24 protein-coding genes are annotated in these 24,301 nt (G+C 70.4%); 14 read left to right on the top strand and 10 right to left on the bottom strand.

The window, feature by feature from the left end:
* Positions 1 to 64: 64 nt before the first annotated feature.
* From A4R43_RS42870 to A4R43_RS23950, 5 genes are all read left to right on the top strand, one after another.
* On the top strand, positions 65 to 1,390 hold the full coding sequence (locus tag A4R43_RS42870) for a hypothetical protein (RefSeq protein WP_162788575.1): 1,326 nt from the start codon (positions 65 to 67) through the stop codon (positions 1,388 to 1,390).
* 114 nt (positions 1,391 to 1,504) lie between these two features.
* Positions 1,505 to 2,074, top strand: coding sequence for a hypothetical protein (locus tag A4R43_RS23965; RefSeq protein ID WP_113694394.1), 570 nt, complete (start codon positions 1,505 to 1,507; stop codon positions 2,072 to 2,074).
* A 1-nt stretch (position 2,075) separates the two neighbouring features.
* The gene (locus A4R43_RS23960) at positions 2,076 to 2,549 is read left to right on the top strand and encodes a hypothetical protein (protein WP_113694393.1); all 474 of its coding nucleotides are present in this window, start codon (positions 2,076 to 2,078) and stop codon (positions 2,547 to 2,549) included.
* Between the two features lie 16 nt (positions 2,550 to 2,565).
* Complete coding sequence (locus A4R43_RS23955) at positions 2,566 to 3,126, top strand: hypothetical protein (RefSeq protein ID WP_113694392.1); 561 nt, start codon at positions 2,566 to 2,568, stop codon at positions 3,124 to 3,126.
* Positions 3,127 to 3,229: 103 nt separating this feature from the next.
* Positions 3,230 to 4,387 carry a cystathionine gamma-synthase gene (locus A4R43_RS23950; protein WP_113694391.1) on the top strand — a complete coding sequence of 386 codons (1,158 nt, stop codon included), beginning with the start codon at positions 3,230 to 3,232 and terminating at the stop codon, positions 4,385 to 4,387.
* On the opposite strand, the gene A4R43_RS23945 is transcribed toward A4R43_RS23950, so the two are convergent.
* Complete coding sequence (locus A4R43_RS23945; RefSeq protein ID WP_113694390.1) at positions 4,384 to 4,632, bottom strand: hypothetical protein; 249 nt, start codon at positions 4,630 to 4,632, stop codon at positions 4,384 to 4,386. The genes A4R43_RS23950 and A4R43_RS23945 overlap by 4 nt on opposite strands.
* A 97-nt stretch (positions 4,633 to 4,729) precedes the next feature.
* Between A4R43_RS23945 and ilvA the strand changes: the two genes are divergently transcribed.
* Positions 4,730 to 5,932, top strand: a complete 1,203-nt coding sequence (ilvA, locus tag A4R43_RS23940) for a threonine ammonia-lyase (protein WP_113694389.1) — start codon at positions 4,730 to 4,732, stop codon at positions 5,930 to 5,932.
* Between the two features lie 54 nt (positions 5,933 to 5,986).
* Here ilvA and hppD read toward each other — a convergent pair whose 3' ends face one another.
* Entirely contained in the window at positions 5,987 to 7,186 is a 1,200-nt protein-coding gene (hppD, locus tag A4R43_RS23935; RefSeq protein ID WP_113694388.1) for a 4-hydroxyphenylpyruvate dioxygenase, read from the bottom strand.
* Positions 7,187 to 7,305: 119 nt separating this feature from the next.
* On the opposite strand from hppD, the gene A4R43_RS23930 reads away from it, so the two are divergent.
* On the top strand, positions 7,306 to 7,785 hold the full coding sequence (locus A4R43_RS23930; RefSeq protein WP_113694387.1) for an Lrp/AsnC family transcriptional regulator: 480 nt from the start codon (positions 7,306 to 7,308) through the stop codon (positions 7,783 to 7,785).
* 94 nt (positions 7,786 to 7,879) lie between these two features.
* Here the strand turns inward: A4R43_RS23930 and A4R43_RS23925 are convergent, their stop codons facing one another.
* The 3 genes from A4R43_RS23925 to A4R43_RS23915 all read right to left on the bottom strand — a co-directional run bounded on the left by A4R43_RS23925 (position 7,880) and on the right by A4R43_RS23915 (position 9,940).
* The gene (locus tag A4R43_RS23925) at positions 7,880 to 8,686 is read right to left on the bottom strand and encodes an MBL fold metallo-hydrolase (protein WP_113694386.1); all 807 of its coding nucleotides are present in this window, start codon (positions 8,684 to 8,686) and stop codon (positions 7,880 to 7,882) included.
* 124 nt (positions 8,687 to 8,810) lie between these two features.
* On the bottom strand, positions 8,811 to 9,308 hold the full coding sequence (gene greA / locus A4R43_RS23920; RefSeq protein WP_113694385.1) for a transcription elongation factor GreA: 498 nt from the start codon (positions 9,306 to 9,308) through the stop codon (positions 8,811 to 8,813).
* Positions 9,309 to 9,508: 200 nt separating this feature from the next.
* Complete coding sequence (locus A4R43_RS23915) at positions 9,509 to 9,940, bottom strand: DUF4307 domain-containing protein (protein WP_113694384.1); 432 nt, start codon at positions 9,938 to 9,940, stop codon at positions 9,509 to 9,511.
* 117 nt (positions 9,941 to 10,057) lie between these two features.
* On the opposite strand from A4R43_RS23915, the gene mca reads away from it, so the two are divergent.
* Together mca and A4R43_RS23905 are read left to right on the top strand one after the other, a co-directional pair.
* Positions 10,058 to 10,957, top strand: coding sequence for a mycothiol conjugate amidase Mca (gene mca, locus A4R43_RS23910; RefSeq protein ID WP_113694383.1), 900 nt, complete (start codon positions 10,058 to 10,060; stop codon positions 10,955 to 10,957).
* Between the two features lie 12 nt (positions 10,958 to 10,969).
* Complete coding sequence (locus A4R43_RS23905) at positions 10,970 to 11,299, top strand: hypothetical protein (RefSeq protein WP_113694382.1); 330 nt, start codon at positions 10,970 to 10,972, stop codon at positions 11,297 to 11,299.
* On the opposite strand, the gene A4R43_RS23900 is transcribed toward A4R43_RS23905, so the two are convergent.
* Both A4R43_RS23900 and A4R43_RS23895 read right to left on the bottom strand, forming a co-directional pair.
* Positions 11,296 to 13,785, bottom strand: coding sequence for a polynucleotide kinase-phosphatase (locus tag A4R43_RS23900; protein WP_113694381.1), 2,490 nt, complete (start codon positions 13,783 to 13,785; stop codon positions 11,296 to 11,298). The two genes, A4R43_RS23905 and A4R43_RS23900, sit on opposite strands and share 4 nt — an antisense overlap.
* Positions 13,782 to 15,152: a 3' terminal RNA ribose 2'-O-methyltransferase Hen1 gene (locus tag A4R43_RS23895; RefSeq protein WP_113697840.1), complete on the bottom strand. Its 1,371-nt coding sequence runs from the start codon at positions 15,150 to 15,152 to the stop codon at positions 13,782 to 13,784. The genes A4R43_RS23900 and A4R43_RS23895 overlap by 4 nt, the downstream gene beginning before the upstream one ends.
* A 117-nt stretch (positions 15,153 to 15,269) precedes the next feature.
* Between A4R43_RS23895 and A4R43_RS23890 the strand changes: the two genes are divergently transcribed.
* The 4 genes from A4R43_RS23890 to A4R43_RS42865 all read left to right on the top strand — a co-directional run bounded on the left by A4R43_RS23890 (position 15,270) and on the right by A4R43_RS42865 (position 20,047).
* Positions 15,270 to 17,276 carry a thioredoxin domain-containing protein gene (locus A4R43_RS23890; protein ID WP_113694380.1) on the top strand — a complete coding sequence of 669 codons (2,007 nt, stop codon included), beginning with the start codon at positions 15,270 to 15,272 and terminating at the stop codon, positions 17,274 to 17,276.
* A gap of 93 nt (positions 17,277 to 17,369) precedes the next feature.
* A complete protein-coding gene (locus A4R43_RS23885) occupies positions 17,370 to 17,927 on the top strand; it encodes a hypothetical protein (RefSeq protein WP_113694379.1) in 558 nt (185 codons plus the stop codon).
* 84 nt (positions 17,928 to 18,011) lie between these two features.
* On the top strand, positions 18,012 to 19,892 hold the full coding sequence (locus A4R43_RS23880) for an acyl-CoA dehydrogenase family protein (RefSeq protein ID WP_113694378.1): 1,881 nt from the start codon (positions 18,012 to 18,014) through the stop codon (positions 19,890 to 19,892).
* The gene (locus tag A4R43_RS42865) at positions 19,889 to 20,047 is read left to right on the top strand and encodes a hypothetical protein (protein WP_162788573.1); all 159 of its coding nucleotides are present in this window, start codon (positions 19,889 to 19,891) and stop codon (positions 20,045 to 20,047) included. Before A4R43_RS23880 ends, A4R43_RS42865 begins: the two co-directional genes overlap by 4 nt.
* 108 nt (positions 20,048 to 20,155) lie before the next feature.
* On the opposite strand, the gene A4R43_RS23875 is transcribed toward A4R43_RS42865, so the two are convergent.
* The gene (locus tag A4R43_RS23875; RefSeq protein ID WP_113694377.1) at positions 20,156 to 20,866 is read right to left on the bottom strand and encodes a TioE family transcriptional regulator; all 711 of its coding nucleotides are present in this window, start codon (positions 20,864 to 20,866) and stop codon (positions 20,156 to 20,158) included.
* An 80-nt stretch (positions 20,867 to 20,946) separates the two neighbouring features.
* Between A4R43_RS23875 and A4R43_RS23870 the strand changes: the two genes are divergently transcribed.
* Complete coding sequence (locus A4R43_RS23870; RefSeq protein ID WP_113694376.1) at positions 20,947 to 22,080, top strand: erythromycin esterase family protein; 1,134 nt, start codon at positions 20,947 to 20,949, stop codon at positions 22,078 to 22,080.
* On the opposite strand, the gene A4R43_RS23865 is transcribed toward A4R43_RS23870, so the two are convergent.
* Both A4R43_RS23865 and trhA read right to left on the bottom strand, forming a co-directional pair.
* Entirely contained in the window at positions 22,067 to 23,185 is a 1,119-nt protein-coding gene (locus A4R43_RS23865) for an FAD-dependent oxidoreductase (protein WP_113694375.1), read from the bottom strand. The two genes, A4R43_RS23870 and A4R43_RS23865, sit on opposite strands and share 14 nt — an antisense overlap.
* Before the next feature lie 433 nt (positions 23,186 to 23,618).
* Positions 23,619 to 24,296 (bottom strand): PAQR family membrane homeostasis protein TrhA, encoded by a 678-nt coding sequence (gene trhA, locus A4R43_RS23860; protein WP_113694374.1) that lies wholly within the window; start codon positions 24,294 to 24,296, stop codon positions 23,619 to 23,621.
* Positions 24,297 to 24,301: the final 5 nt, after the last annotated feature.

The raw sequence follows: 24,301 nt of genomic DNA, 5'->3' as shown, positions 1-24,301 counted from the left end.
CAGATAGCGTGTGCGCGAGTTGAGTGAATAGCCCAGGTCCTCGTCAAGGGGGTTCAAGACCCACATGAGTGCTCCGCAGCCACCGGACCAGCCTTGGGGCGGCGGGCAGCCGTCTCAAGGCCCGCCGAGTGGTCCCAACCCGCAACAGGAAAACCCGTTCGGCCAGGCCGAGCCGACCCAGGTCGTGCAGCCGGGCCAGCCCCCGGCCGGGGGCGGCCAGTTCGGCGACACCCCCGAGCCGACGCAGGTGGTCCAGCCGGCCAAGCCCGGTGACGCCGGTGCCACCCAGGTGGTGAACCCGGTGCAGGGTGGCGGTGAGCCCGGTGCGGACTCCACCCAGCTGGTGCCCCCCGGTTCGCAGCCGCCGCCCGCCATTCCGTACGCCCCGCCGCCCAGCGCGGCGGACAACCCGAACGCCACCTTCGGCCAGCCCGGCGGCGGCTTCGGCGGGCCCGGCGGGTTCGACCCCGGCCAGGGCCAGCAGCCCGGCGGCCCCGGTGGTCCCGGCGGCTTCGGCCAGCCCCAGGGCGGGCCCGGTGGGCCCGGCGGACCTGGTGGACCCGGTGGGTTCGGCCCGCCGCCCGGTGGTGGCTTCGGGCCGCCGCCCGGCCAGCCCGGTGGCTTCGGCCAGCCCGGGTACGGCCCGCCGCCCAGCGGGGGCAGTGACAACAACAAGATGATCTCGATGATCATCGCCGGCGCCATCGCCGGTCTCGCCGGCCTGTCGCTGATCTTGTGCTTGATCGTTGTCATCACCTGGGCTGATTCGCCGCTCTACGACGCGGTGGATGTCATCATGGCGGTGCTCGTGCTTATCGCACTCGCCGGTGCGGTGGCCGGTGCGGCTCTGATCTTCATGCGCAAGCCGATCTCGAGGTACGTGCTGGCCGCATCCGGTGGTGCGTTGATCCTCTTCACCATCATCACGGCCGTGATGGCCGCTTTCGCCGGCGGCATGATTTTCAGCCTCTTCGTCGGCCTGCTCACGGCTGGTGCCGGTGTGCTCGGCTTCTTCCCGCAGACCCAGCCGTGGGTCGGCATCGAGAGCGGGTCCGCCTTCGGTGGTCCCGGTCAGGGTGGCCCCGGTGGTCCCGGTGGCTTCGGTGGCCCGCCTCCCGGTGGTGCCTTCGGCCCGCCTCCGGGTGGTCCGGGTGGCTTCCCGCCCCAGGGCCCGCCGAGTGGCGGGTTCGGCCAGCCGCCGCAGGGTCCGCCGAGCGGTGGCTTCGGCCAGCCGCAGGGGCCGCCCAGCGGTGGGTTCCCGCAGCAGGGCCAGCCGGGGCAGCAGGGCCAGCACGGCCAGCCGCCCGCGTTCGGGCAGCCGGGGCAGCAGCCCCCGCCGCCCGGTGGTTTCCCGCCGCCGCCGGGGCAGCAGCCCCCGCAGCAGTGGTGACCGGATAACAGCTCGATGAGGGTGCCCTCGGCCGTTGCGCCGAGGGCACCTTTTTTCGGGTCCGGCCCGCTAGGGTGGCTGCCTGAGGACTCGCGAGCCACCTGGGAGAAGCCCGTGACGAACCCGTACGGATATCAGGCACAGCCGGGCCCCGGTTACCCCGCGCAGCAGGGCTATCCCGCGCCGCAACGCCGTCCGAGCGGGGCCACCGCGATCATCGCGGCGGTGCTCGGCTTGGTGCTCGCCGGGACGGCGGGTTACCTCACCATCGCCGAGCTGTTCATCGACATGCCGGTCGCGATCGGCCTCGACGACCTGCCCGGCGGGGTGCTCACCTACTACGGCATGCTCGCCGCCTGCGCGTTGTTCGGCCTGGTCGGCGCGCTGATCACGTTCTTCCGCGCCACCGCGGGCGCGATCCTGCTGCTGTTCTCCTCGCTGCTCGGCGCGGTGGCGGTGTTCATCGAGCCGACGCTCTGGGACCGCCTCTACGGCCGCCACTACGAGGCGGTGTTCGAATTCGCGCAGTCCGAGGCCATCCTGCGGTTCATGATCATGGTGCTCGCGCCGCTCACGCTGATCCTCGCCGTGCTGCCGGCCACCTTCCGGTACCTCGGCCACAAACCGCAGGCGCAGCCGATCTACGGCCCGCCGCAGGGATACCCGCCGCAACAGGGCTGGTGAGGTGAAGACCGCGGTCGCCGCCGGGGTGCTGGCGCTGCTCGGCGGCCTGTGGCACCTGTTCGGCCTGGTCGCGGCGGCAACCTCGCTGGTCACCACCGAGGCGGGCTGGTTCCAGGTGGTGGTCGGGGTCGGGTTCAACCTGGCGGTGGCCGCGTTGCTGCTGCCGGGCTCGGTGAAGCTGCTGCGGCGGCGTCCGTACGGGCGGCTGATGGTGATCGCCGGGGTGTGCGCGGCCCTGCTGAGTTACCTGCTGGTCATCCTGGGCGGGCTCACCGGGCTGACCGACAGCGCCGCGGGCGCCGGTTTCGCCATGGCCGGGGCGGTGCTGATCATCACCATCGTGCCCGCGATCGTGACGTTGGGCCTGGTCATGGTGCCCGCGACCGAACGATGGGTGCACGAGGACGCCGATTCGCCGGATTCTGTCCGACCGGCCAGCTACGCTGACCGACCGATGGAGCCACCCGCCCGGTGAATGGGGAGTTAGACAAGTGACACAACCGAACCAACCGCAGTACCAGCAGTACCCCGGCACCGGCGGGCAACCGGCGCAGTACCCGAACTCGGGCGGCTACCCCGCGCAGCCGTACCCGGCCGCGCCGCCCGCGTACCCGGGTGCCATGCAGCCGAAGCCCAGCGGCGGCACCGCGATCACCGCGGGCGTGCTGGCCGTGCTCGGCGCGCTGTGGGGACTGTTCTCCGCCATCAGCACCATCGTCGTGCTGGCCGACTTCGGCGGTGAGCTCCCGGTGATCAGCATGATCGGCATCGGGCTGATCGGCGTCGAGGCCGTGCTGCTGCTCGTCGGCGGCATCCTGATCTTCGTGAAGAAGCCGGCCGGCCGGTGGATGGTGATCGCCGGGTGCGCGCTGGCGCTGGTGTCCAGCGTGCTGGCCATCGTGAACACCTCGATCGTCGCCTCCGAGGTCGGGGCCAGTGGCGCGGTGGTCGGCGGCACCATGGGCATGGCGGTCATCGTGGCCCTGCCCGCGATCGCCACGCTGGTGCTCGCCGCCGTTCCGCCGACCGGACGGTACCTGCGGCAGGGCTGAGCCACCGGGCGCGGCAGTATCCGGCTCGGGTGCTGCCGCGTCCAGTCCCGTGAGGTCCGTCCCACCTGACGGGACGGTCGCCCGTTCGTCGTACCCTGGGATCATGGTTGACGACGTCTTCAGGTTCGGGTTCGAAACGCGCGCGATCCACGCGGGCCAGGAACCCGATCCGCGAACCGGTGCGGTCATCGTGCCGATTTACCAGACCTCGACCTACGCCCAGGACGGCGTGGGCGGTACCCGCGAGGGCGACTACGAGTACTCGCGTACCGCCAACCCCACGCGCACCGCGCTCGAGCAGGCGCTGGCCTCCCTGGAAGGCGGCCGTCACGGCCTCGCCTTCGCCTCCGGCATGGCCGCCACCGACGCCGTGCTGCGCACCCTGCTCCGCCCCGGCGACCACCTGGTCCTCGGTGACGACGCCTACGGCGGCACCTTCCGGCTGATCGACAAGGTGCTCGCGCACTGGGGCGTGGAGTACTCGGTGGCCCACCTGTCCGACCTGGACGAGGTGCGGGCCGCGATCCGCCCCGAGACCAAGCTGATCTGGTGCGAGTCGCCGACCAACCCGCTGCTCGGCATCGCCGACATCGCCGCGCTGTCCGGCCTGGCGCACTCGGCGGGCGCGCGGCTGGCGGTGGACAACACCTTCGCCACCCCGTACCTGCAGAACCCGCTGTCGCTCGGCGCCGACGTGGTGCTGCACTCGACGACGAAGTACCTGGGCGGCCATTCGGATGTGGTCGGCGGCGCGGTCATCACCAGCGAGGACGAGCTGCGCGAGCAGCTCTTTTTCTTGCGGAACACCGCGGGCGCGGTGCCCGGCCCGTTCGACGCCTTCCTCACCCTGCGCGGCCTGAAGACGCTCGCGGTGCGGATGGAGCGGCACTGCGACAACGCCGAGCTGATCGCGAACGCGCTGGTCGCGCACCCGAAGGTGGCCAAGGTCTACTACCCGGGCCTGCCCGGGCACCCTGGCCACGAGATCGCGGCGAAGCAGATGCGCCGGTTCGGCGGCATGGTTTCGTTCACCCACGCCGACGGTGAGCAGGCCGCGCTGGACACCGCCGCGCGGACCGAGCTGTTCATCCTCGCCGAGTCCCTCGGCGGCATCGAGTCGCTGATCGAGCACCCCGGCCGCATGACGCACGCCAGCGTGGCCGGTTCGACCCTGCAGGTACCGGCCGAGCTGCTGCGCCTGTCGGTCGGCATCGAAGACAGCCGCGACCTGCTGGACGACCTGCTGAAGGCGCTCGGCTAGGGGCGGTAGTTCTGCGGGACGGCCTCGTTGCCCGTTTTCTCCGGGGAGTGCGGCAGCGAGCTGCCGTCCACGCAGCCACCGACCAGCTCGAGGTGGTCGTCGTGGCGGATGTACTGGCCGGGATCCCCGCAGCTGGCCGCCTCCACGGTGTAGAAGGCCGCGCCGGTGAGCGCGATGGCCGAGGCGACGCCGGCGATCAGGGGCAGCACGCCGACCGACCGGCCCGCGGTGGACACCCGTGACATGCTTTCACTCCCTGTGGAAAACCGGTGACGAGTTCAGGGTACCTGGTCCGGCCCGCGTACTCCGCCGAAGCCGCTGAAGCTGGCATGATCCCCAGGCATGCAACTGGTCAGTCTCGACCGGATCCAGGCGGCCCGAACCCTGTTGGCCGGCGTGGTCCGCAAGACCCCGATGGAGCACGCGCGTGACCTGCGCCGGCTCCACGGCGGTCCCGTCCACCTCAAGTGCGAGAACCTCCAGCGCACCGGGTCGTTCAAGATCCGCGGCGCGTACACCCGGATCCACGGGCTGAGCGAGGAGGAACGCGCCCGCGGTGTCGTCGCGGCGAGCGCGGGCAACCACGCGCAGGGCGTGGCGCTGGCCGCCGCGCTGCTCGGCGCGAAGTCCACCGTGTTCATGCCCGAACGCGTCCCGCTGCCGAAACTGGCCGCGACCAGGGGATACGGCGCCGACGTGCACCTGCACGGCGCGGTGCTGGAGGAAACACTGGCCGAGGCCATCGCGTTCGCCGAGCAGACCGGCGCGGTGTTCATCCACCCGTTCGACCACCCGGACGTCATCGCCGGGCAGGGCACCGTCGGGCTGGAGGTGCTCGAACAGGTGCCCGGCGTGGCCACCATCCTGGTCGCCACCGGCGGCGGGGGACTGGTCGGCGGCGTCGCCTCGGCGGTGAAGGCCCTGCGCCCGGAGGTCAAGGTGGTCGGCGTGCAGGCCGAGAACGCGGCCGCGTACCCGCCTTCGCTCGCGGCGGGCGCGCCGGTGCGGCTGACCGAGCTGAGCACGATGGCCGACGGGATCGCGGTCGGTGAGCCGGGGCCGGTCAGCTACGCGCACGTGTCCCAGATGGTGGACGACGTGGTGACGGTGACCGAGGAGTCGCTGTCGCGCGCGGTGCTGCTGTGCCTGGAACGCCGGAAGCTGGTGGTCGAGCCGGCCGGTGCGGCGGCGGTGGCCGCGTTGTTGCAGCACCCGGGTGTCTTCGAACCGCCGATCGTGGCCGTGCTGTCCGGCGGGAACGTCGATCCGCTGCTGTTGCTGCAGATCATCCAGCACGGCATGACCGCGGGCGGGCGGTACCTGAAGCTGCGGCTGCGGGTGCCGGACCGGCCGGGTTCACTGGCCGGCGTGCTGTCGAAGGTGAGCGGGCTGGGCGCGAACGTGGTGGACGTGGAGCACTCGCGCATCTCGGGCGCGCTGCGGCTGGGCGAGGTCGAGGTCTCGCTGAACCTGGAGACGCGGGGGCCGGAGCACTGCACCGAGGTCGCCACCGAACTGCAGCGCGCGGGCTACACCGTGATGTAGCACGGAAAAGGGGCACCGCCGAGTACCGGCGGTGCCCCTTTTCGCGAGGGTGGGTCAGAGGTTGCCGCGGCGTTCCTGCTCCCGCTCGATGGCTTCGAACAGGGCCTTGAAGTTGCCCTTGCCGAAGCCCAGCGAGCCGTGGCGCTCGATCAGCTCGTAGAACACCGTCGGCCGGTCGCCGATCGGCTTGGTGAAGATCTGCAGCAGGTAGCCGTCCTCGTCGCGGTCGACCAGGATCCGGTGCTCCTTCAGCGTTTCGATGGGCACGCGCACCTCACCGATCCGCGCCCGCAGCTCCGGGTCGTCGTAGTACGAGTCCGGCGTGTCCAGGAACTCCACGCCCGCCGCGCGCATGGCCACCACGGTGCCGACGATGTCGTTGGTGGCCAGCGCGATGTGCTGGCAGCCCGCGCCGCCGTAGAACTCCAGGTACTCGTCGATCTGCGACTTCTTCTTCGCGATCGCCGGCTCGTTGAGCGGGAACTTGACCCGGTGGTTGCCGTTGGAGACCACCTTGCTCATCAGCGCCGAGTACTCGGTGGCGATGTCGTCGCCGACGAACTCCGCCATGTTCACGAAGCCCATCACGCGGTGGTACCAGTCCACCCAGTAGTCCATCTTGCCCAGCTCGACGTTGCCGACGCAGTGGTCGATCGCCTGGAACAGCCGCTTCGGCGCGCCTTCCGGCCGCTTGACGGTGCTTTCGCGCGCCACGTACCCGGGCAGGTAGGGCCCGGTGTAGCGGGAGCGGTCGATCAGCGAGTGGCGGGTCTCGCCGTAGGTCGCGATCGACGCGATGCGCACGGTGCCGTGCTCGTCGGAGATCTCGTAGGGCTCCTCGAGCACCGTCGCGCCCTGCGCGCGGGCGTGCTCCACGCACTTGTCCACGTCGGTGACCTCGAGCGCGAGGTCGGTGACGCCGTCGCCGTGGCGGCGGTGGTGGTCGAGCAGCGGCGAGTCCGGCTTGACCCCGCCGTTGATGACGAACCGCGCCGAACCGGACTTCAGCACGAACGACTTGCGCTCGGGGTGCCCGGTCTCGGGACCCGAGTAGGCGACCAGCCGCATGCCGAAGGCCACCTGGTAGAACCACGCGGTCTGCGTGGCGTTGCCGGAGATGAAGACCACGGCGTCCATGGCCTTCACCGGGAACGGGTCGGCCGACGCGTCGTGGTCGACGAGGCCGACGAGCTGACGCAGCTGGTCATAGCTGACGTCGTCGAGTGCGCCTTGTGGGTCGAGTGTGTGCGTCATGCCTTGAGGATCGGCCTGCCGGGCAAGATGAGCAACAGTCCTCGAATTCACTGGGCAGTATGCTCAAGGAACCCGGGAACTCGCCGGTCAGAGTGGACAACCTGTGCAGGAGATCACGTATGTCCGAAGAAGCTGTCGACGAGCTGGACGCGCGCCTGCTCCTGCTGCTCACCGACGCGCCGCGGCTGGGTGTGCTCGAATGCGCGCGGCGGCTGGGGGTGGCCCGCGGCACCGTGCAGGCCCGGCTGGACCGCCTGGCCGCGAAGGGCGTGCTCGGCGGCTTCCCGCCGGAACTGGACCTGGCCGCGATGGGCTACGGGCTGACCGCGTTCGCCTGGCTGGAGATCGCGCAGGGCCGCCGCGCCGAGGTGGCGGCGGCGCTGGCCGCGATCGACGAGGTGTGCGAGGTGCACGCCACCACCGGCCAGGGCGACCTGTTCGTGCGCATGGTGGCCAGGGACAACGACGACCTGCAGCGCGTGATCGACGAGGTGGTCGGCGTGCCGGACGTGCTGCGGACCTCCACCTCGATCGCGCTGTCCACGCCGGTGCCGCCGCGGGTGCGCCCCCTGCTGGAACGCACCGCGCGGCAGGCCTGAGATCGCCCCCGGGGATGTCACGAATGTGGCTTTCGAGACGCCAGACGTCTCGAAAGCCACATTCGTGACAGTTGCCGGGGTCGCAACCGGGGAATCAGTCGCGGGCGTGCTCGAGGTAGCGCTTCGCGGAGCGCTGCACGATGCCGTGCGCGTCGGCGTTGATGGAGGAGTTCCACCAGGCGCCGTGCAGCTTGTCGAACCGGTACGGCTCCAGGATCTCGGCGGCGTGCTTGACGATGCTCGGCCGCTCCGGGATCAGGTTCGGGTAGCTGTACATGAAGCCGACGAACTTGCGGTCCGGGATGACCTGCACGATGTCGCCGGTGAGCAGCGCGCCCTGGCCGGCGGCGCCGTCGCGCCAGTGGAGCACGGTGCTGCCGGGGAAGTGCACGCCGAGGTTGATCAGCGTCAGGTCGTCGGCGAGCTGCTTGGACTCACCGCTCCACAGCTCGATCGCGTCGTCGGTGCGGCCGATCCACTCCTTGTCCTTCTCGTGCAGGTGGATCGGCACGTTGAAGGCCTTCGCCCACTCGACCATGGTGCCGTAGTAGTGCGGGTGGCTGATGGCGATGCCGGTGATGCCACCGGCCGCCTCGACCGCCGCGACGATTTCGTCGTCGAGATAGGTGACGCAGTCCCAGAGCAGGTTGCCCGAGGCGGCCTGGACCAGCAGCGCCCGCTGGCCGATGCCGAACCGGGGCTCGGTGCCGATTTCGATCAGGCCTTCGCCCGGGTGTTCGATGCGTGCCGAATAGTCACCGCTGGCGCGCATCTTGGCGAGGCTGGTCCAGGTCTGGCCGGATTGGGGGACGTACTGGCGCTCGTCCTCGCAGATCTGGCATTCCGTCTGTGGCGTCGCGTACTGGGTCCCGCAGGTCCCGCAAATAGGTAAGTCGCTCAAAACTGCCTCCCAAAGCTTTGGCTTTCAGCTAACCGGATACATGCGCGCCCGGCCATGGGCAAAGCTCACGGCCGGGCGTGCATTCTTCAGGTCGGCATAGCCCACTCGGGAAGACAGCGGCGGATCAGCCGGTGTAGGGGACCGCCTTGATCAGGGTGACCTTCTGGGTGTTGCCGTTGGGCAGCTCGTACTCGCGAGCCTCGCCCTCCTTCGCGCCGAGCAGGGCGCGGCCGAGCGGTGACTCCGGGGAGTACACGTCGAGGTCGCCCTCGGCGCCCTCCTCACGGGTGGCGAGCAGGAACTTCTCGTCCTCGTCATCGCCCTCGTAACGCACGGTGAGAATCTTGCCGGGCTCCGCGAGTCCGTCGTTCGCCGGTGCCTCGCCCACCTTGGCCGCGCGCAGCAGCTCCTGGAGGTGGCGGATGCGGGACTCCTGGTGGGCCTGTTCCTCGCGGGCGGCGTGGTAGCCACCGTTCTCCTTGAGGTCGCCCTCTTCCCGGCTGTCGTTGATCTTCGCGGCGATGACCGGACGATTCTCGATCAGTTCGTCGAGCTCGTTCTTGAGCCTGTCGTAGGCATCCTGGGTCAGCCAGGTCACCTGGGTGTCGCTCACGGTCACCATCTCCTCGTCGGGCCTGCCGGTCTTGGGTATACAAGCCGGCTACCTCGCCGGCGTGGCTCGCCGGCGAGGCAGAGATATAAGGAAAAACACGGCCCGCCTGGGGCCGTGCCGGTAGATCAGCATAACACGGCGAGCGGCCCCGAGGCCGCTGTTTCCGACCGTTCAACGGACGTTGACCGCCCTGTTCACCCCGTTGGCCGCTACGGGCTTGACAAATATTCCGGTACTTCGTATGAGCAGCCGAATACGTCGGCGGTCACCGGCCGTCCCGCGCTTTTGATCACCGCCGTCACCGCGGTGCTGCTTTCGCCGGGCGGTACCAGCACCTCGCGCCTGCCGCTCTCGGCGCCGGTGATGTCGCGCACGCGCACGATGCAGACGCCGGGCAGCTCGGGCTCGTCCCTGGTCACGTCGACCGTGATCTCCATCGCGTTCCCCGGCAGCTCGGTGAACAACCGGCGCTGGCCCTCGATCGGCGCGGTGCCGAGATTGGCGTAGGCCAGGACCGCCACGGCGCCGCCGACCAGCAGGCCTGCCACGCTCAGCGCCCACACGCGCCACCGCTTCGGCGCGGGCCGGGACGGCTTGCCGTAGCGGCCTTCCGGCAGGCGAGCGGGCGTTTCGGTGGGCAAACCGGGCCTCCGGGCCGTCTTGTCGGGGTCACGGGGACAATGGGAGCGGAATAGCTGACCTGAGTATCCGCGTTGGCTGTCTGGGGGCTTGACGTGGGGTCTGCGCAGAGAAGGGACATGCCGGTTATGGGGCTTCGGCTGATGGCGGTGCACGCCCACCCGGACGACGAGTCCAGCAAGGGTGCGGCCACCATGGCGCGTTACGTCGCCGAAGGGCACGAGGTCATGGTGGTGACCTGCACCGGGGGTGAGGCGGGCAGCATCCTCAACCCGGCGATGGACCGGCCGGAGGTGCTGGAGAACATGACCGAGATCCGCCGCGAGGAGATGGCTCGCGCGGCGAAGATCCTCGGCGTGCAGCACCGGTGGCTGGGCTTCGTCGACTCCGGCCTGCCCGAGGGCGACCCGCTGCCCCCGCTGCCGGAGGGCTCGTTCGCCACCGTGCCGATCGAGGAGTCCACCGGCCCGCTGGTCGAGGCCATCCGCGACTTCCGCCCGCACGTGATCGTCACCTACGACGAGAACGGCGGTTACCCGCACCCGGACCACATCCGCACGCACGAGATCTCGATGGCCGCCTTCGACGCGGCAGGCGACCCGGACAAGTACCCGGAGGCCGGCGAGCCGTGGCAGCCGCTGAAGCTGTACTACGTGCACGGCTTCTCCCGCGCGCGGATGACCGCGATGCACGAGGCCCTGCTCAAGGCCGGGCTGGAGTCGCCGTACGAGGAGTGGCTCAAGCGCTGGAGCGAAGACAAGCCGGACGTGATGGAGCGCGTGACCACCCGCGTCGAGTGCGGTGACTACTTCGAGGTGCGTGACGAGGCGCTCAAGGCGCACGCCACCCAGATCGACCCGGACAGCCGCTGGTTCGCCACCCCGCTGGAGATCCAGCGCGAGCTGTGGCCCACCGAGGAGTACGAACTGGTCCGCTCCCTGGTGGACAGCACGGTTCCGGAGGACGATTTGTTCGCGGGCATCGCGGGGGCGGCCGAAGGACGTCCCGCCAAGCTCTGAGAAGGTGAGCCCATGAGTTTTGTACTGCCGGACCTGGCCGCGGTGCCGGTCACCGCGACAGCGGTGCTGGCCCAGCAGCCCGGCAACGGCGACAACGGCGGCCAGGGCGAGGACTTCGGCAAGTCCTCGCCGGTCGGCCTGCTGGTGCTGATCCTGTTCCTGATCGCGGTGGTGCTGCTGGTCCGCTCGATGACCAAACACCTCAAGCGGGTGCCGGACAGCTTCGACGAACCGGCCCCGGCGGGCGAAGACAAGCCCGCCGAGGCCGGGACCGAACCCAAGCCCGAAACCGCCGAGGCCCCCGAGACCGCCAAGGCCGAGGACGTCAAGCCCTCCAGTTAGAGCCGCGGGTCCACCGGCTCCGACTCCAGCGCGAGCACCGCGAAAACGCATTCGTGCACGCGCCAGAGCGGCTCGCCCCGCGCGACCCGGTCGAGCGCTTCCAGGCCCAGCGCGTACTCGCGCAGCGCCAGCGCCCGCTTCCGGCCCAGTCCCCGGCTCTGCAGTTCCGGCAGGTGGTCGAGGTACTCGGGGCCGTAGATGATCCGCAGGTACTCCCGCCCGCGCACCTTGACGCCGGGCTGCACCAGCCCGCGCGCGCCTCGCGTGAGGTTCCCCGCGGGCTTGACCACCATGCCCTCCCCGCCGGCCTCGGTGAGGTCGAGCCACCACCGCGTGGCCGCGGCCAGTTCATCGGCGTCCGTGGTGTCGACGAACCTCGTCGCGGTCGTGGCGAACAGGTCCGGATCGGCCGCGGCCAGCCGGGCCGCCAGGTCGAGGTGCCACGCGTGCGGTTTCGTGTGGTGCGCCGCGCCCGCGGAGGCCAGCACCTGGAACGGCGCCAGCCGCACCCCGCTCAGCCCGTCCGTCGGCCAGCAGTAGCGCCGGTAGGCGGTCCGGTACGCGTCGACCGCCGAAGCCCGTGACCGCGTGCGCTCCAGCAGCGGCCCCACGTCGATTCCGCGTGCGGCCGCCGCGTCCAGTTCGGCGACCGCGGCGGGCAGCACGGCCTGCGCGGCCGCGCCCACCGACGCGTACTGGTCGGCGATGAGCGACCCGGCCTTCAGGCTCCACGGCATCAGCTCGGCGTCCAGCAGGAGCCAGTCGGTGTCGAGCAGTTCCCACAGCCCGGCCCCGGTCACCGCCTCCCGCACGCGCCCGAGGAACTCGCCGTCGCGGAAGAACGGACGGCCGGTGCGCGTGTACACCGCGCCGTCGCCCTCGATGCCGAAGCGCGCGGGCGCGACCCCGGAATCACGGCAGACCAGCACCACGGCCCGCGAGCCCATGTGCTTCTCCTCGCACACCACGGACTGCACACCGGCCGCGCGGAACTCGGCGAAGGCCTGCTCGGGGTATTCGAGGAAGCCCTCCCGGTCCGAAGTGGCGCTCGGCGCCATGGTCGGCGGCAGGTAGAGCAGCCACCGCGGGTCCACGGCGAACCGGCTCATCACCTCCAGCGCGGCCGCCGACTGCTCGGCCGAGACCCCGATCCGCCCGTGGTGGCGCGTTTCGAGGATGCGCTTGCCGGTGACGTCGGCGAGTTCGAGCACGGTCGGCTCGCGCTTGGCCGGGCCCAGCGGGCGCACGGGCTCGTACCAGACCTTCTTCGCGGGCACCGAAACCACTTCGCGTTCCGGGTACCGCAGCGCGGTCAGCTTGCCGCCGAACACGCATCCGGTGTCCAGGCACATGGTGCCGTTGACCCACTCGGCGTCCGGGGTCGGCGTGTGTCCATAGAGGACTGTTGCCCGGCCGCGGTAGTCGCGGGCCCACGGATACCGCACGGGCAGGCCGAATTCGTCGGTCTCCCCGGTGGTTTCGCCGAACAACGCGGTGCTGCGCACGCGCCCGGACGCCCGCCCGTGGAACCGTTCGGGCAGCCCGGCGTGCGCGACCACCAGCTTGCCGCCGTCGAGCACGTAGTGCGCGATCAGCCCGTCGCAGAACTCCAGCGACTTGGCGCGGAAGGCCTCGTCCCGCTTGCCCAGCTGCTCGAGCGACTCGCCGAGGCCGTGCGTGACCTGCACCTTCTTGCCCTGCAGGGCGCGCACCAGCTTCTGCTCGTGGTTGCCGCACACCGACATCGCGCTGCCGCGCTCGACCATGGCCATCACCAGTTCGAGCACCCCGGGCGTGTCCGGCCCGCGGTCCACCAGGTCGCCGACGAACAACGCGGTCCGGCCTTCGGGGTGGTGGTACGCGCCGTCGTGCAGGTAACCGAGTTCGCCGAGCAGTTCCTCCAGTTCCTCGCGGCAGCCGTGCACGTCACCGATCACGTCGAACGGCCCGGTCAGGTCGCGCCGGTCGTTCATCAGCGGCTCGACCACGATCTCGGCGGCTTCGACCTCTTCGACCGAGCGCAGCACGTGCACCCGCCGGAAGCCCTCCTTCTGCAGGAACTTCAGCGACCGCTTGAGCTCGCCGCGCTGGCGCCGGACCACGTGCGCGCCGAAGTCCCGGTCGGGCCTGGCCTCGTTGCGCGCCACGCACAGCGACTCGGGGAGGTCGAACACGATGGCCGTGGGCAGCACGTCGTGCTCCTTGGCCAGCTTGACCAGGTCGGCGCGCGAACCACGCTGGACGTTGGTCGCGTCGACCACGGTCAGCCGTCCGGCCGCGAGCCGCTTGCCCGCGACGAAGTGCAGCGCGGCGAAGGCGTCGGCGCTGGCCGGCTGGTTGTTCTCGTCGTCGGAGACCAGGCCACGGAAGTAGTCGCTCGACAGCACCTGCGTCGGCGCGAAGTGGGTGCGCGCGAAGGTCGACTTGCCGGAACCGGACACGCCGACCAGCGCGACCAGCGACATGTCGGGAATGGTCAGCTTCATGCCGCCACCTCCGTGAACACCGCGAGCTGCGTCGGCGCGCCGACTTCCGGGTCCTCGGCGCCCACCGGCAGCCGTCGCACGGTGTAGCCGTGGCGTTCGGCGACCCCGTCCGCCCACCGGCCGAACTGCTCGCGAGTCCACTCGAAACGGTGGTCGGAGTGCCGGAAGGTGTTGGCGGGCAAGGTTTCGAATCGCACGTTGTACTCCGAGTTGGGGGTGGTCACGATGACCGCGCGTGGCCGGGCGACCCCGAACACGGCGTGTTCCAGCGCGGGCAGCCGCTCCTCGTCGAGGTGCTCGATCACCTCCATCAGCACGGCGGCGTCGTAGCCGGTGAGCGACGGGTCGGCGTAGGTCAGCGAGGACTGGCGCAGCCTGATCCGGTCCTTCTGCCGGTCCGGCAGCCGGTCCAGCTTGAGCCGCCGTTCGGCCAGGTCCAGCGCCTTCGCCGAGACGTCGAGCCCGACGATCTCGGTGAACGACGGCTCCTGCATCAGCACGCGCAGCAGCGCGCCACCACCGCAGCCGAGGTCGAGCACCCGCTGCGCCCCGGCCGCGCGCAACGCCGCGAGCACGCTGCCCTGGCGCTGCTTGGCCAGCGACTCGGGTTGCTCGGGCGCCTCGGTGACGCGCGGCTCCTCGGGCTCGTCGTCGATGCCGAGTCGTTCCAGCGCGTAGTTCACGTACGTACGGCGATGTTCCAGGTAGCGCTTGGTGATCGCCTCACGTTCGGGGTGCGCGGCGAGCCAGCCGTCGCCGGCGCGCAGCAGCTTGTCGGCCTCGTCCTGGCCGACCCAGTAGTGCTTGGTGCCGTCGAGCGCGGGCAGCAGCACGTACAGCTGGCGCAGGGCGTCCGCGAGCCGCAGCTCACCGGTCAGCGTCACGTCGACATACCGCGACTCGGCCCAGCCGGGAATCTCGGCGTCCAGCGGCACGGGCTCGCCGTCGACCTGCCAGCCCAGCGGCTCGAAGAACCGCCTGACCAGCTCGATCCCGCCACGCGAGCACAACGACGGCACCCGGATCGACAGCGGGATCGGCTGCTGGGCCAGCTCGGGACGCGCGTCGCAGCGGCCGGTCATCGCGGTGGTGAACACCGTGCGCAGGGCCACCGCGAGCTGCGAGCCCGCCGCGTACGGGCGGTCGTTGACGTACTGGGTCAGCGTGGTGGCACCCCCGCGGACCAGGGCGATCGGGTCGATCTCCGCCAGCAGCGCCACGGTGCAGGCGTCCTCGGTGGCGCGCGGGTAGAACACGTGGGCCGTGCCGGCCGAGATCGGGAACGACTGCGCGCGCTCCGGATGCTTGTGCAGCAGGAAGCCGAGGTCGGTGGCCGGCCGGTGGGTGGTGGAGATCGTCAGCAACACCGGAACAGTGTGCAGGGCGACCGAGTTCGGCACACGCGCTTTTCCCTCCCGCCAGCCCACCACCGCCCTCAACCGAGCCGCTGCGCGGCGCCCCCCTTTCTCTGGAACGCTAGAGGAATGCCGAACCGACTCGCCGCAGCGACCAGCCCGTACCTGCTCCAGCACGCGGACAACCCGGTCGACTGGTGGCCTTGGGGCCCCGAAGCGCTCGCCGAGGCCCAGCGCCGCAACGTGCCGATCCTGCTGTCGGTCGGGTACGCCGCCTGCCACTGGTGCCACGTGATGGCCCACGAGTCCTTCGAAGACGAGGGCACCGCTTCACTGATGAACGCGAACTTCGTCAACATCAAGGTGGACCGCGAGGAGCGCCCGGACATCGACGCCGTCTACATGACCGCCACCCAGGCGATGACCGGTCAGGGCGGCTGGCCGATGACCTGCTTCCTGACCCCGGACGGGCAGCCGTTCCACTGCGGCACCTACTACCCGCCGCGGCCGCGGCCCGGCATGCCGTCGTTCCCGCAGCTGCTGGTCGCCGTCGCCGAGGCGTGGCAGGAGCGGCCGGACGAGCTGCGCGACGGCGCCGGGCAGATGATGGCGCACCTGGCCGAGCGGACCGGCCCGCTGCAGGAGTCCGTTGTGGACGATGAGGCGCTGGCCGGTGCGGTGGCGAAGCTGGCCGAGGACGAGGACGAGGTCAACGGCGGGTTCGGCGGTGCGCCGAAGTTCCCGCCGTCCATGGTGCTGGAGTTCCTGCTCCGCCACCACGAACGCACCGGTTCCGCCGCAGCTTTGTCCATTGTGGAGCGTGTGGCGCACGCGATGGGCCGCGGTGGCCTGTACGACCAGCTGGCCGGTGGCTTCGCGCGGTACTCGGTGGACGCGGGCTGGGTGGTGCCGCACTTCGAGAAGATGTTGTACGACAACGCCTTGCTGCTCCGGTTCTACGCGCACCTCGCCCGCCGCACCGACTCGGACTTCGCCGAGCGGATCGCCGTCGAGACCGCCGAGTTCCTGCTCCGCGACCTCCGTACCGGTGAGGGTGGCTTCGCGGCGTCACTGGACGCGGACACCCAGGGCATCGAGGGCCTGACCTACGTCTGGACGCCCGGCCAGCTCGTCGAAGTGCTGGACGAGGAGGACGGCGAATGGGCGGCCGAGCTGTTCGGCGTCACCAAGGAGGGCACCTTCGAAGGCGGGGCGTCCACGCTGCAGTTGCAACTCGACCCGGACGACGACGAGCGCTTGGCGCGCATCCGCGCGGCACTGCTGCGCGCGCGGGCCGACCGCCCGCAGCCGGGCCTGGACGACAAGGTGATCGCCGCCTGGAACGGCCTGGCCATCACCGCGCTGGCCGAAGCGGGCCAGGCGCTCGGCAAGCCGCAGTGGATCGACGCCGCCGCCGAGGCCGCGCGGTTCCTGGTGGACCACCACGTGATCGACGGCAGGCTGCGCCGGAGTTCGCGGCACGGTGTGGTCGGTGAAGCAGCCGGCGTGCTGGAGGACTACGCCTGCCTGGCGGACGGGCTGCTCGCGGTGCACCAGGCGACCGGGGAGGCGCGCTGGCTGACCGACGCGACCGAACTGCTGGAGGTCGCGCTGACCAGGTTCGCCGATCCCGAGGTGCCCGGTGCCTTCCACGACACCGCGGACGACGCCGAGCAACTGGTCCACCGGCCGTCCGATCCCGGTGACAACGCGAGCCCGTCGGGCGCGTCGGCGCTGGCCGGTGCGCTGGTGGCGGCTTCGGCGCTGGCCGGTTCGGCGGCGGCCGGCCGGTACCGCGACGCGGCCGAGCAGGCGGTCAGCCGCACGGGTGCGCTGTCGTCGCAGATCCCGCGGTTCGCCGGGCACTGGCTGAGCGTGGCCGAGGCGTTGCGTGCCGGTCCGGTGCAGGTCGCGGTGGTCGGGGCGGACGCCGCGGCGCGTGCCGAGCTGGTCGCCGAGGCCGCGTGCCGGGTGCACGGCGGCGGCATCGTGCTCGGCGGGGCGCCCGACGCCGAGGGGGTGCCGCTGCTCGCCGACCGGCCGCTGGTCGACGGCCAGGCGGCGGCCTACGTGTGCCGCGGTTACGTCTGCGATCGCCCGGTGACCAGCGTGGAGGACCTCCGCGCGGCACTTTGACCCGGCTGTCCGCCGACAGTGAACGGACCTCGCCTTGCCTGATTACCGGCGTAACGTGAGTTGCAACGTAATCATGTAATCAAGGAGGCGGTCATGGGACGAGGATGGCGCGGCCGTGGTGGCTGGCAGCAGACCGAGGTACCACCCGCGGACGACGCGGCGGCCTGGTTTGCCGGCCGGCTGCCCGACGGCTGGTTCACCGAGGCACCCACGGTCACCGTGGATCGGGAGGAAATCCTGCTGGTCGGCGAGCTGCCGCCGCTGGAAGGCGAGTTCGCCGACGACGCCGCGCGCAGTGCCGCCGAGTCGGGCCGGATCAGCCGGTTCCGCGAGGAGACGCGCGACGAGCGCATCGAGATCGCGCGCCAGGCCGAGCACCGCTACCAGCGGAAGGTCTCGTGGGGCGCGCGGCTCGGCGGCACGCAGGAGCTGTTCACCACGGTCTCGGCGCCGGTGATGACGCGCCTGCGGCAGCCGGAGCGGCTGGTGCTCGACACGCTGGTGGACTCCGGCGTGGCGCGGTCGCGGTCGGAGGCGCTGGCGTGGGCGGTCCGGCTGGTCGGCGAGCACGCGGACACCTGGCTCGGCGAGCTGCGTGATGCCATGTCGAAGGTGGACGACCTGCGGGCGAAGGGCCCCGACCTCGGTTGAGTGACTCGGGTCGCGTTCGGTTTGGCTCTGCGGCAGGCTGGTTACTAACCAGTAGCCAGCCTGCCAGCCGACCCAGGAGGAGCCGTGCCCGACCTCGAAGTCGAAGCCGAAGCGCTGACCGCGGTACTCGACGGCCGGTGGGCCGGGCTCAAGCGCGAGGTCCGGGCGCAGATCGCCGAGGAGAAGTTCCGCGACCCGACCGAGCTGGACACCGAGGCCCATCGCGCGCAGGTGCTGGAGCAGTTGCAAGCGCTTGCGCGCACGGATCGGCCCGGTCTCGGCTACGACCCGGCGTACGGCGGTGGCGGTGACGTCGGCGGCTCGCTGACCTCGTTCGAAATGCTCGGCTTCGGCGACCTGTCGCTGATGGTCAAGGCCGGTGTGCAGTGGGGCCTGTTCGGCGGTGCCGTGCAGTTGCTGGGCACCGAGCGGCACCACGAGAAGTACCTGCGGCGCATCACCGGCCTCGACCTGCTCGGCTGCTTCGCGATGACCGAGCACGGGCACGGTTCGGACGTGCAGCACCTGCGGACCACGGCGACCTTCGACCACGGCGAGTTCGTGATCAACACGCCGGACGAGTCGGCGGTCAAGGAGTACATCGGCAACGCGGCGCGTGACGGTGAGCTGGCCGTGGTGTTCGCGCAGCTGATCACTGGCGGCGAAACCCGTGGTGTGCATGCCTTCCTGGTGCCGATCCGGATCGACGGCAGGCCCGCGCCCGGCGTGACCATCAGCGACTGCGGGCTCAAGGCCGGTCTCAACGGTGTCGACAATGGACGGTTGTCGTTCGACCACGTGCGCGTGCCGCGTGAAGCCCTGCTGAACCGTTTCGCCGACGTGGCCGAGGACGGCACGTATTCGAGCCCGATCGAAAGCGACAACCGGCGGTTCTTCACCATGCTGGGCACGTTGATCCGCGGCCGGATCAGCGTGGCGGGCAGCGCGGGCAACGCCACCAAGCGCGCGCTCGCGGTCGCCGTGCGGTACGGCGAGCGGCGGCGGCAGTTCTTCAAGCCCGGCGGTGACGAGGTCGTGCTGCTGGATTACCTGGCGCACCAACGGAAACTGCTGCCCGCGATCGCGAAAACCTACGCGCTGCACTTCGCGCAGGAGGAGCTGGTCGGCAAGCTGCACGACCTCGGCACCGAGCCGCCGGAGCAGGAGCAGCGCGAACTGGAGTCGCGCGCGGCGGGTGTCAAGGCCATCACCACCTGGCACGCGACGGAAACCATCCAGATGGCGCGGGAAGCCTGTGGTGGCGCGGGCTATCTCTCGGAGAACCTGCTGCCCGCGCTGAAGGCGGACACCGACGTGTTCACCACCTTCGAGGGCGACAACACGGTGTTGCTGCAGCTGGTCGCGAAGGGCCTGCTGACCAGCTACAAGGACCAGTTCGCGGATCTGAGCACGTTCGGCACCGTGCGGTTCGTGGCCGAGCAGATCGTGGAGACGGTCATCGAGCGCACGTCGGCACGCAAGGTGGTGGAACGCCTGGCGAGCGCGAACGACGACGACGTGCTGTTCAACCGCGAGTGGCACCTGAAGTTGTTCGAAGACCGCGAAGAGCATGTGCTGGGCGGTGTCGCGCGGCGGCTGCGCAAGGCCGTCGACGGCGGTGATCCGTTCGAGGCGTTCAACAACGCGCAGGACCACGTGCTGCGCGCGGGCCGCGTGCACGTCGATCGGCTGGTGCTGGAGGCTTTCGTCGCCGCGATCGCGCGGTGCGCCGACCCCGCCGCGGCGGCGTTGCTGGAGCGGGTGTGCGATCTGTACGCCCTGGCCAACATCGAAGCCGACCGCGCCTGGTTCCTCGAACACGGGCGGCTGACGTCGGCGCGTTCGAAGGCCGTGGTGTCCGCGGTGAACTCGCTGTGCGCGGAACTGCGGCCACACGCCCGCGTCCTGGTGGACGGCTTCGCCGTTCCGTCCCAGTTCCTGCGGGCCCCACTGCTGGACTCGTGAACCGCGCCTCCCGGTGGTGGCACGGCGCACTGGTGCTGGTGCGGAACCCGGCCGCCGACGGGCGCCGCTGGCGGGTCGTCCGGCTGGACGCGCTGCTGGGCATCCTGATCACCGGGCTGGTTTTGCCATCGTGCTGGCGCCACAGGTGCACCTGACCGGCGCGGCGCTGGTGGCGACCATCGGTCTTCGGCCCACGGCCCCGGATGAGCTGGGGCACCGTCGCGGGCGCGTTCACGCACTGGCGGTCGGTTTTGCCGTGTTGTTCAAGTTCCTGGACCGACGCCTGCCAGTTCGAGGTAGTCGCTGAGCAGCCGGGCCGCGTTGAGCATGGCGAGTCCCTGCCGGTTGAGCTTCCGCTGCCAGTCGTCGAGGGCGCGGGCCAGCGAGTCGGTGCCGCCCGCGGTGCGGATCTGCTCGACGACGGTCGCGATGTGCCCGAGCGGATAACCGCCGCGCCGGAGCAGGTGCGCGAGTTCGGCGTCACGGACGTCGCTGGCGCGGTAGATGCGGTAGCCGGTGCCGCGTTCCCGTTGCGGGGCAAGGATTCCGGCGGCTTCCCAGTTGCGCAGCGTGGCCGGGGTGAGGTTGAGCTGGTGCGCGAGTTCGCCGATGGTGCGGGGTTTCGCGGCCGGCGCCGGTTCGGCTTCCGCGGTCAGGTGGCCGACCGCCTGCCGCACGGAATCGAGGGTGCCGCGGTCGCGGAGCAGCTGCGCGTGGCCGCGGTCGATGGCGGTCAGGACCTCGTCCAGCGCACCATTGTGGACCGCGTTCATCAGCTGCCCGCTGAGCGCGTGGCCGTAAGCGGGGACGAGCGCGAGAAAGGCGCGGAGGGCGGCGGCGTGCAGCTCGGTGTAGATCCGGTAGCCGCTGGCGGTGCGCTCGGCGGGCGGGAGGAAACCGTCCTGCTCGTAGTTGCGGACGGCCTGCGCCGAGATGCCGTGCTCGCGCGCGAGGTCCGCCGGTCGCTTCTTCACCGTTTGAAACTTACCGCATCACATCCAGGGCTGCGTTCGAGCAAGTTTCAACGGACCTTTCAACGATACGCTTTACCCACATGAGCCAGGACATCCGAGAGTTCGTCACCCCTTCCACCGACATCGTCGCCTTCGGCGAGCCCACGCACCAGGAACCGGGCTTCGCCCGCGTGCGCAACGAGCTGTTCGCGCAGCTGGTGTCGTCGCGCGGGTTCCGGTCGATCGCGCTGGAAACCGACCGGGTGAGCGCGCAGCTCGTGAACGACTTCGTGTGCGACGGCATCGGCACCCTCGAAACCGCGCTGCGCGACGGTTTCTCGCACGGCTTCGGCGAGCTGGAGTTCAACCGCGAGCTGGTCGCTTGGATGCGTTCGCACAACGACGGCCGCCCGTCCGCCGAGCAGCTGACGTTTCACGGCTTCGACACCCCGATGGAGACGATGAGCGCGCCCAGCCCGCGCCCCTACCTCGAACAGGCCCGCGACTACCTCGGTCTGGACCACGACATCGCCGGTCTCGCCGGGGACGACCACCGTTGGAGCCGCACGGAAGCGGTGATGAACTACGCCGATTCGCCAGGCGCCACGCCGGAAGCCGTGCGGTTGCGCGTGCTCGCCGACGACCTGCTGGTGCTGCTGTATTCAGGTGCGCCTTCGCTGATCGCGAAGACTTCGCGCGCGGCCTGGCGCCGGGCGGAGGTGCACCTGACCGCGGGGATCGCGCTGCTGCGGTACCACGAGCACTGCGCCAGGCCGGTGGAGCCGATGGACACGCGGGTGTCGGAGCTGGGCGGGGTCCGGGACGCGCTCATGGCGCGGAACCTGCTGAGCATCCGGAGCCATGAGCGCGCCCGCGGGGGCACGCTGGTGTTCTCGCACAACCGGCACCTGCAACGGGTCGACAGCGTGCTGGACATGTGGGACATGAAGCTGCGCTGGTCGTCGGCGGGTGCCATCGTCAACGCCGTTTCGGACGAGACGTACACCTTTGTCGCGGGCAGCCTGGGCAGCAGCGAGGTGATCGGGCTGGCGGAACCGCCGGCGGGCACCTACGAAGCCTGGCTGCAGCCGCGTTTTGCCGACTGGGGCCTGATCCGCGGTGTTCCCGAGGCCGCCGTCCGGACCGACACCACGCCGCCGCAGGGTTACTTCCCGCTGGACCCGCCGACCGTCGAGGACGCCGACGTGGTCATGCACCTCGTCAGTTCTCGTTGAACATGTCGACCACGCTTTGCGGCACGTTGTCGCCGAACAAGGTCTCCAGGAGGAATTCCTCGTCGACGCGCGTTTCGTTGCGCGTGAACATGGCCAGCTCGTACTCGGCGATGGCGGCCTCGGTGTCGCCGGGATGCGCGGCGAGTGCCTTGGCGAGTTCCGCGCCGTCCAGCATGGCGAGGTTGGCGCCTTCACCGTCGGGGACGGCGAGGTGCGCGGCGTCCCCGAGCAGGGTGACGCCGGGCACCCGCTCCCAGCGGAGGCCGTCCGGCAGGGCGTAGTGGGGCCGCCAGACCGGGGCGGTGTCGGTTTCGGTGATCAGCGCGGTGAGTTCGGGGGCCCAGCCGTCGAACTCCCGCGCGAGCCGCGCGGTGGCCGCGGCGGCGTCGGTGAAGTCGATGGCTTCGAACCAGTCGAGGGGCTGGTGGAGCTGGATATAGGCGTGCAGCGTGTCGCCGACCTCGCGGTGCGCGTGGATCCCCTTGCCCGGCGCGGGCACGATCAACATCCCGCCGCCGACGGCCTTCGCCGTGGCCGGGTGGCGCGTGTCGGCCTCGAAGAGATAGGTCTCGACGGCGGACATCCCGGCGTATTCGGGCGTGGCGCCGGTGAGCAGGCTGCGGACGCGGGACCACGCCCCGTCCGCGCCGACGAGCAGACTGGTGACGATGGTGCTGCCGTCCGCGAACGCCACCTCGTGACGCCCGTCGCCGAGGGAGCGGGTGGTGGTGACCTTGCGTCCCCAGTGGACAGTGCCGTCGGGGAGGGAGTCGAGCAGCATCTGCCGGAGTTCCCCACGCGGCACCTCGGGCCGGCCGCCGGTGCCGTCGTCGGCCTTGTCGACCAGGACCTTGCCGTCGGTGTCGAGCACGCGCATCGCCTCATGCCCCTCGAGAATGAGCGCACGAAACTCGTCTTGTAGGTCGGCGGCGGTGATGGCGAGCTGGCCGTTGTAGTCGTGGATGTCGAGCAACCCACCCTGAGCGCGGGCTGTGGGGGAGGTTTCGGCTTCGTAGATGGTCGCCGGGATGCCGTTGACGTGCAGCACGCGCGCGAGTGTCAACCCGCCAAGCCCAGCTCCGATGATCGTGACGTTTTTGCGCATTTTGTAGCTCCTAGGGGGAAATGGGGCAGCCCTCATGGCTGACCGCTTTCACCTTGGGAGCTTGGTTGGGCCACCTGGCACCACCCGCACACGGCACTGGCAACCCCCTGATACGCCTGACACCCCACTGACAGCAGTTGTCACGATCAAGCTTCGCGGCGGCTACAGCCGCACGCTTTGCTGTAACAGGCCCAAGAGGACGCGCGACCTCTGTCGACACGGTGCGCCCGTCGAACTGGCTCGGGCGCTGGCCCTTCGCTGCCACCCGTCGCCAGTGCCCGCGGTGGGGTGTCCCTGTGTGCGGTTGTCGCACGCAGATCTTCAACGCCGGGTCATCGATGCCGCGAGAGGCGGCTGGGGGCAGTGGGGCCGAGCGGACGCGATCATTATCGACTTGTGAGAACGGCCTCATCCGCTCAGCCGGGAACCGCTGCTAGGCGTACATGGCGAGCCAGATCGCGATGTAGTGCGAAGCGGCTGCCAGCACCGTGCAGGCGTGGAAGTACTCGTGGTAACCGAAGACGTGCGGCCAGTGGTTCGGCCACTTGACCGCGTAGAAGACCGCGCCCGCGGTGTAGAAGGCCCCGCCGACCAGCAGGAGCACGAGGGCGGCGACGCCGGCGCTGGCCAGCAGTTCCGGCAGCACGAACACCGCGACCCACCCCAGCGCGATGTAGATCGGCACGCCCAGCCATCGCGGCGCGGTCGGCCACAGCAGCTTCAGCGCGACACCGGCGATCGCGCCGCCCCAGACGATGGCGAGCACGACATAGCCCGTCGGCTTCGACATGGCGAGCAGGGTGAACGGTGTGTAGGTCCCCGCGATGAACAGGAAGATCATCGAGTGATCCGCCCGCTTCATCCACTGGTACGCCTTCCGGCTCCAGATGCGGCGGTGGTAGAGCGCGCTCACGCCGAACAGCCCGAGCACGGTCAGGCCGTACACCGACGTCGCCAGCGCGGCCACGCCGGACACCGTCGCCGCGGCCAGGCTGATCAGCGTCGCCGCGGCGGCCACGGAGACGAAGAACGACCAGAAGTGGATGTGTCCGCGCAAGCGCGGGCGGCTTTCGGGGCCTGGCTTGGGTTCGAGGTCAGTAGCAAGGCTCACCCCTA

The organism is Amycolatopsis albispora (assembly GCF_003312875.1).
Lineage (GTDB): Bacteria > Actinomycetota > Actinomycetes > Mycobacteriales > Pseudonocardiaceae > Amycolatopsis > Amycolatopsis albispora.
This window is presented reverse-complemented; position numbering and strand designations above follow the sequence as displayed.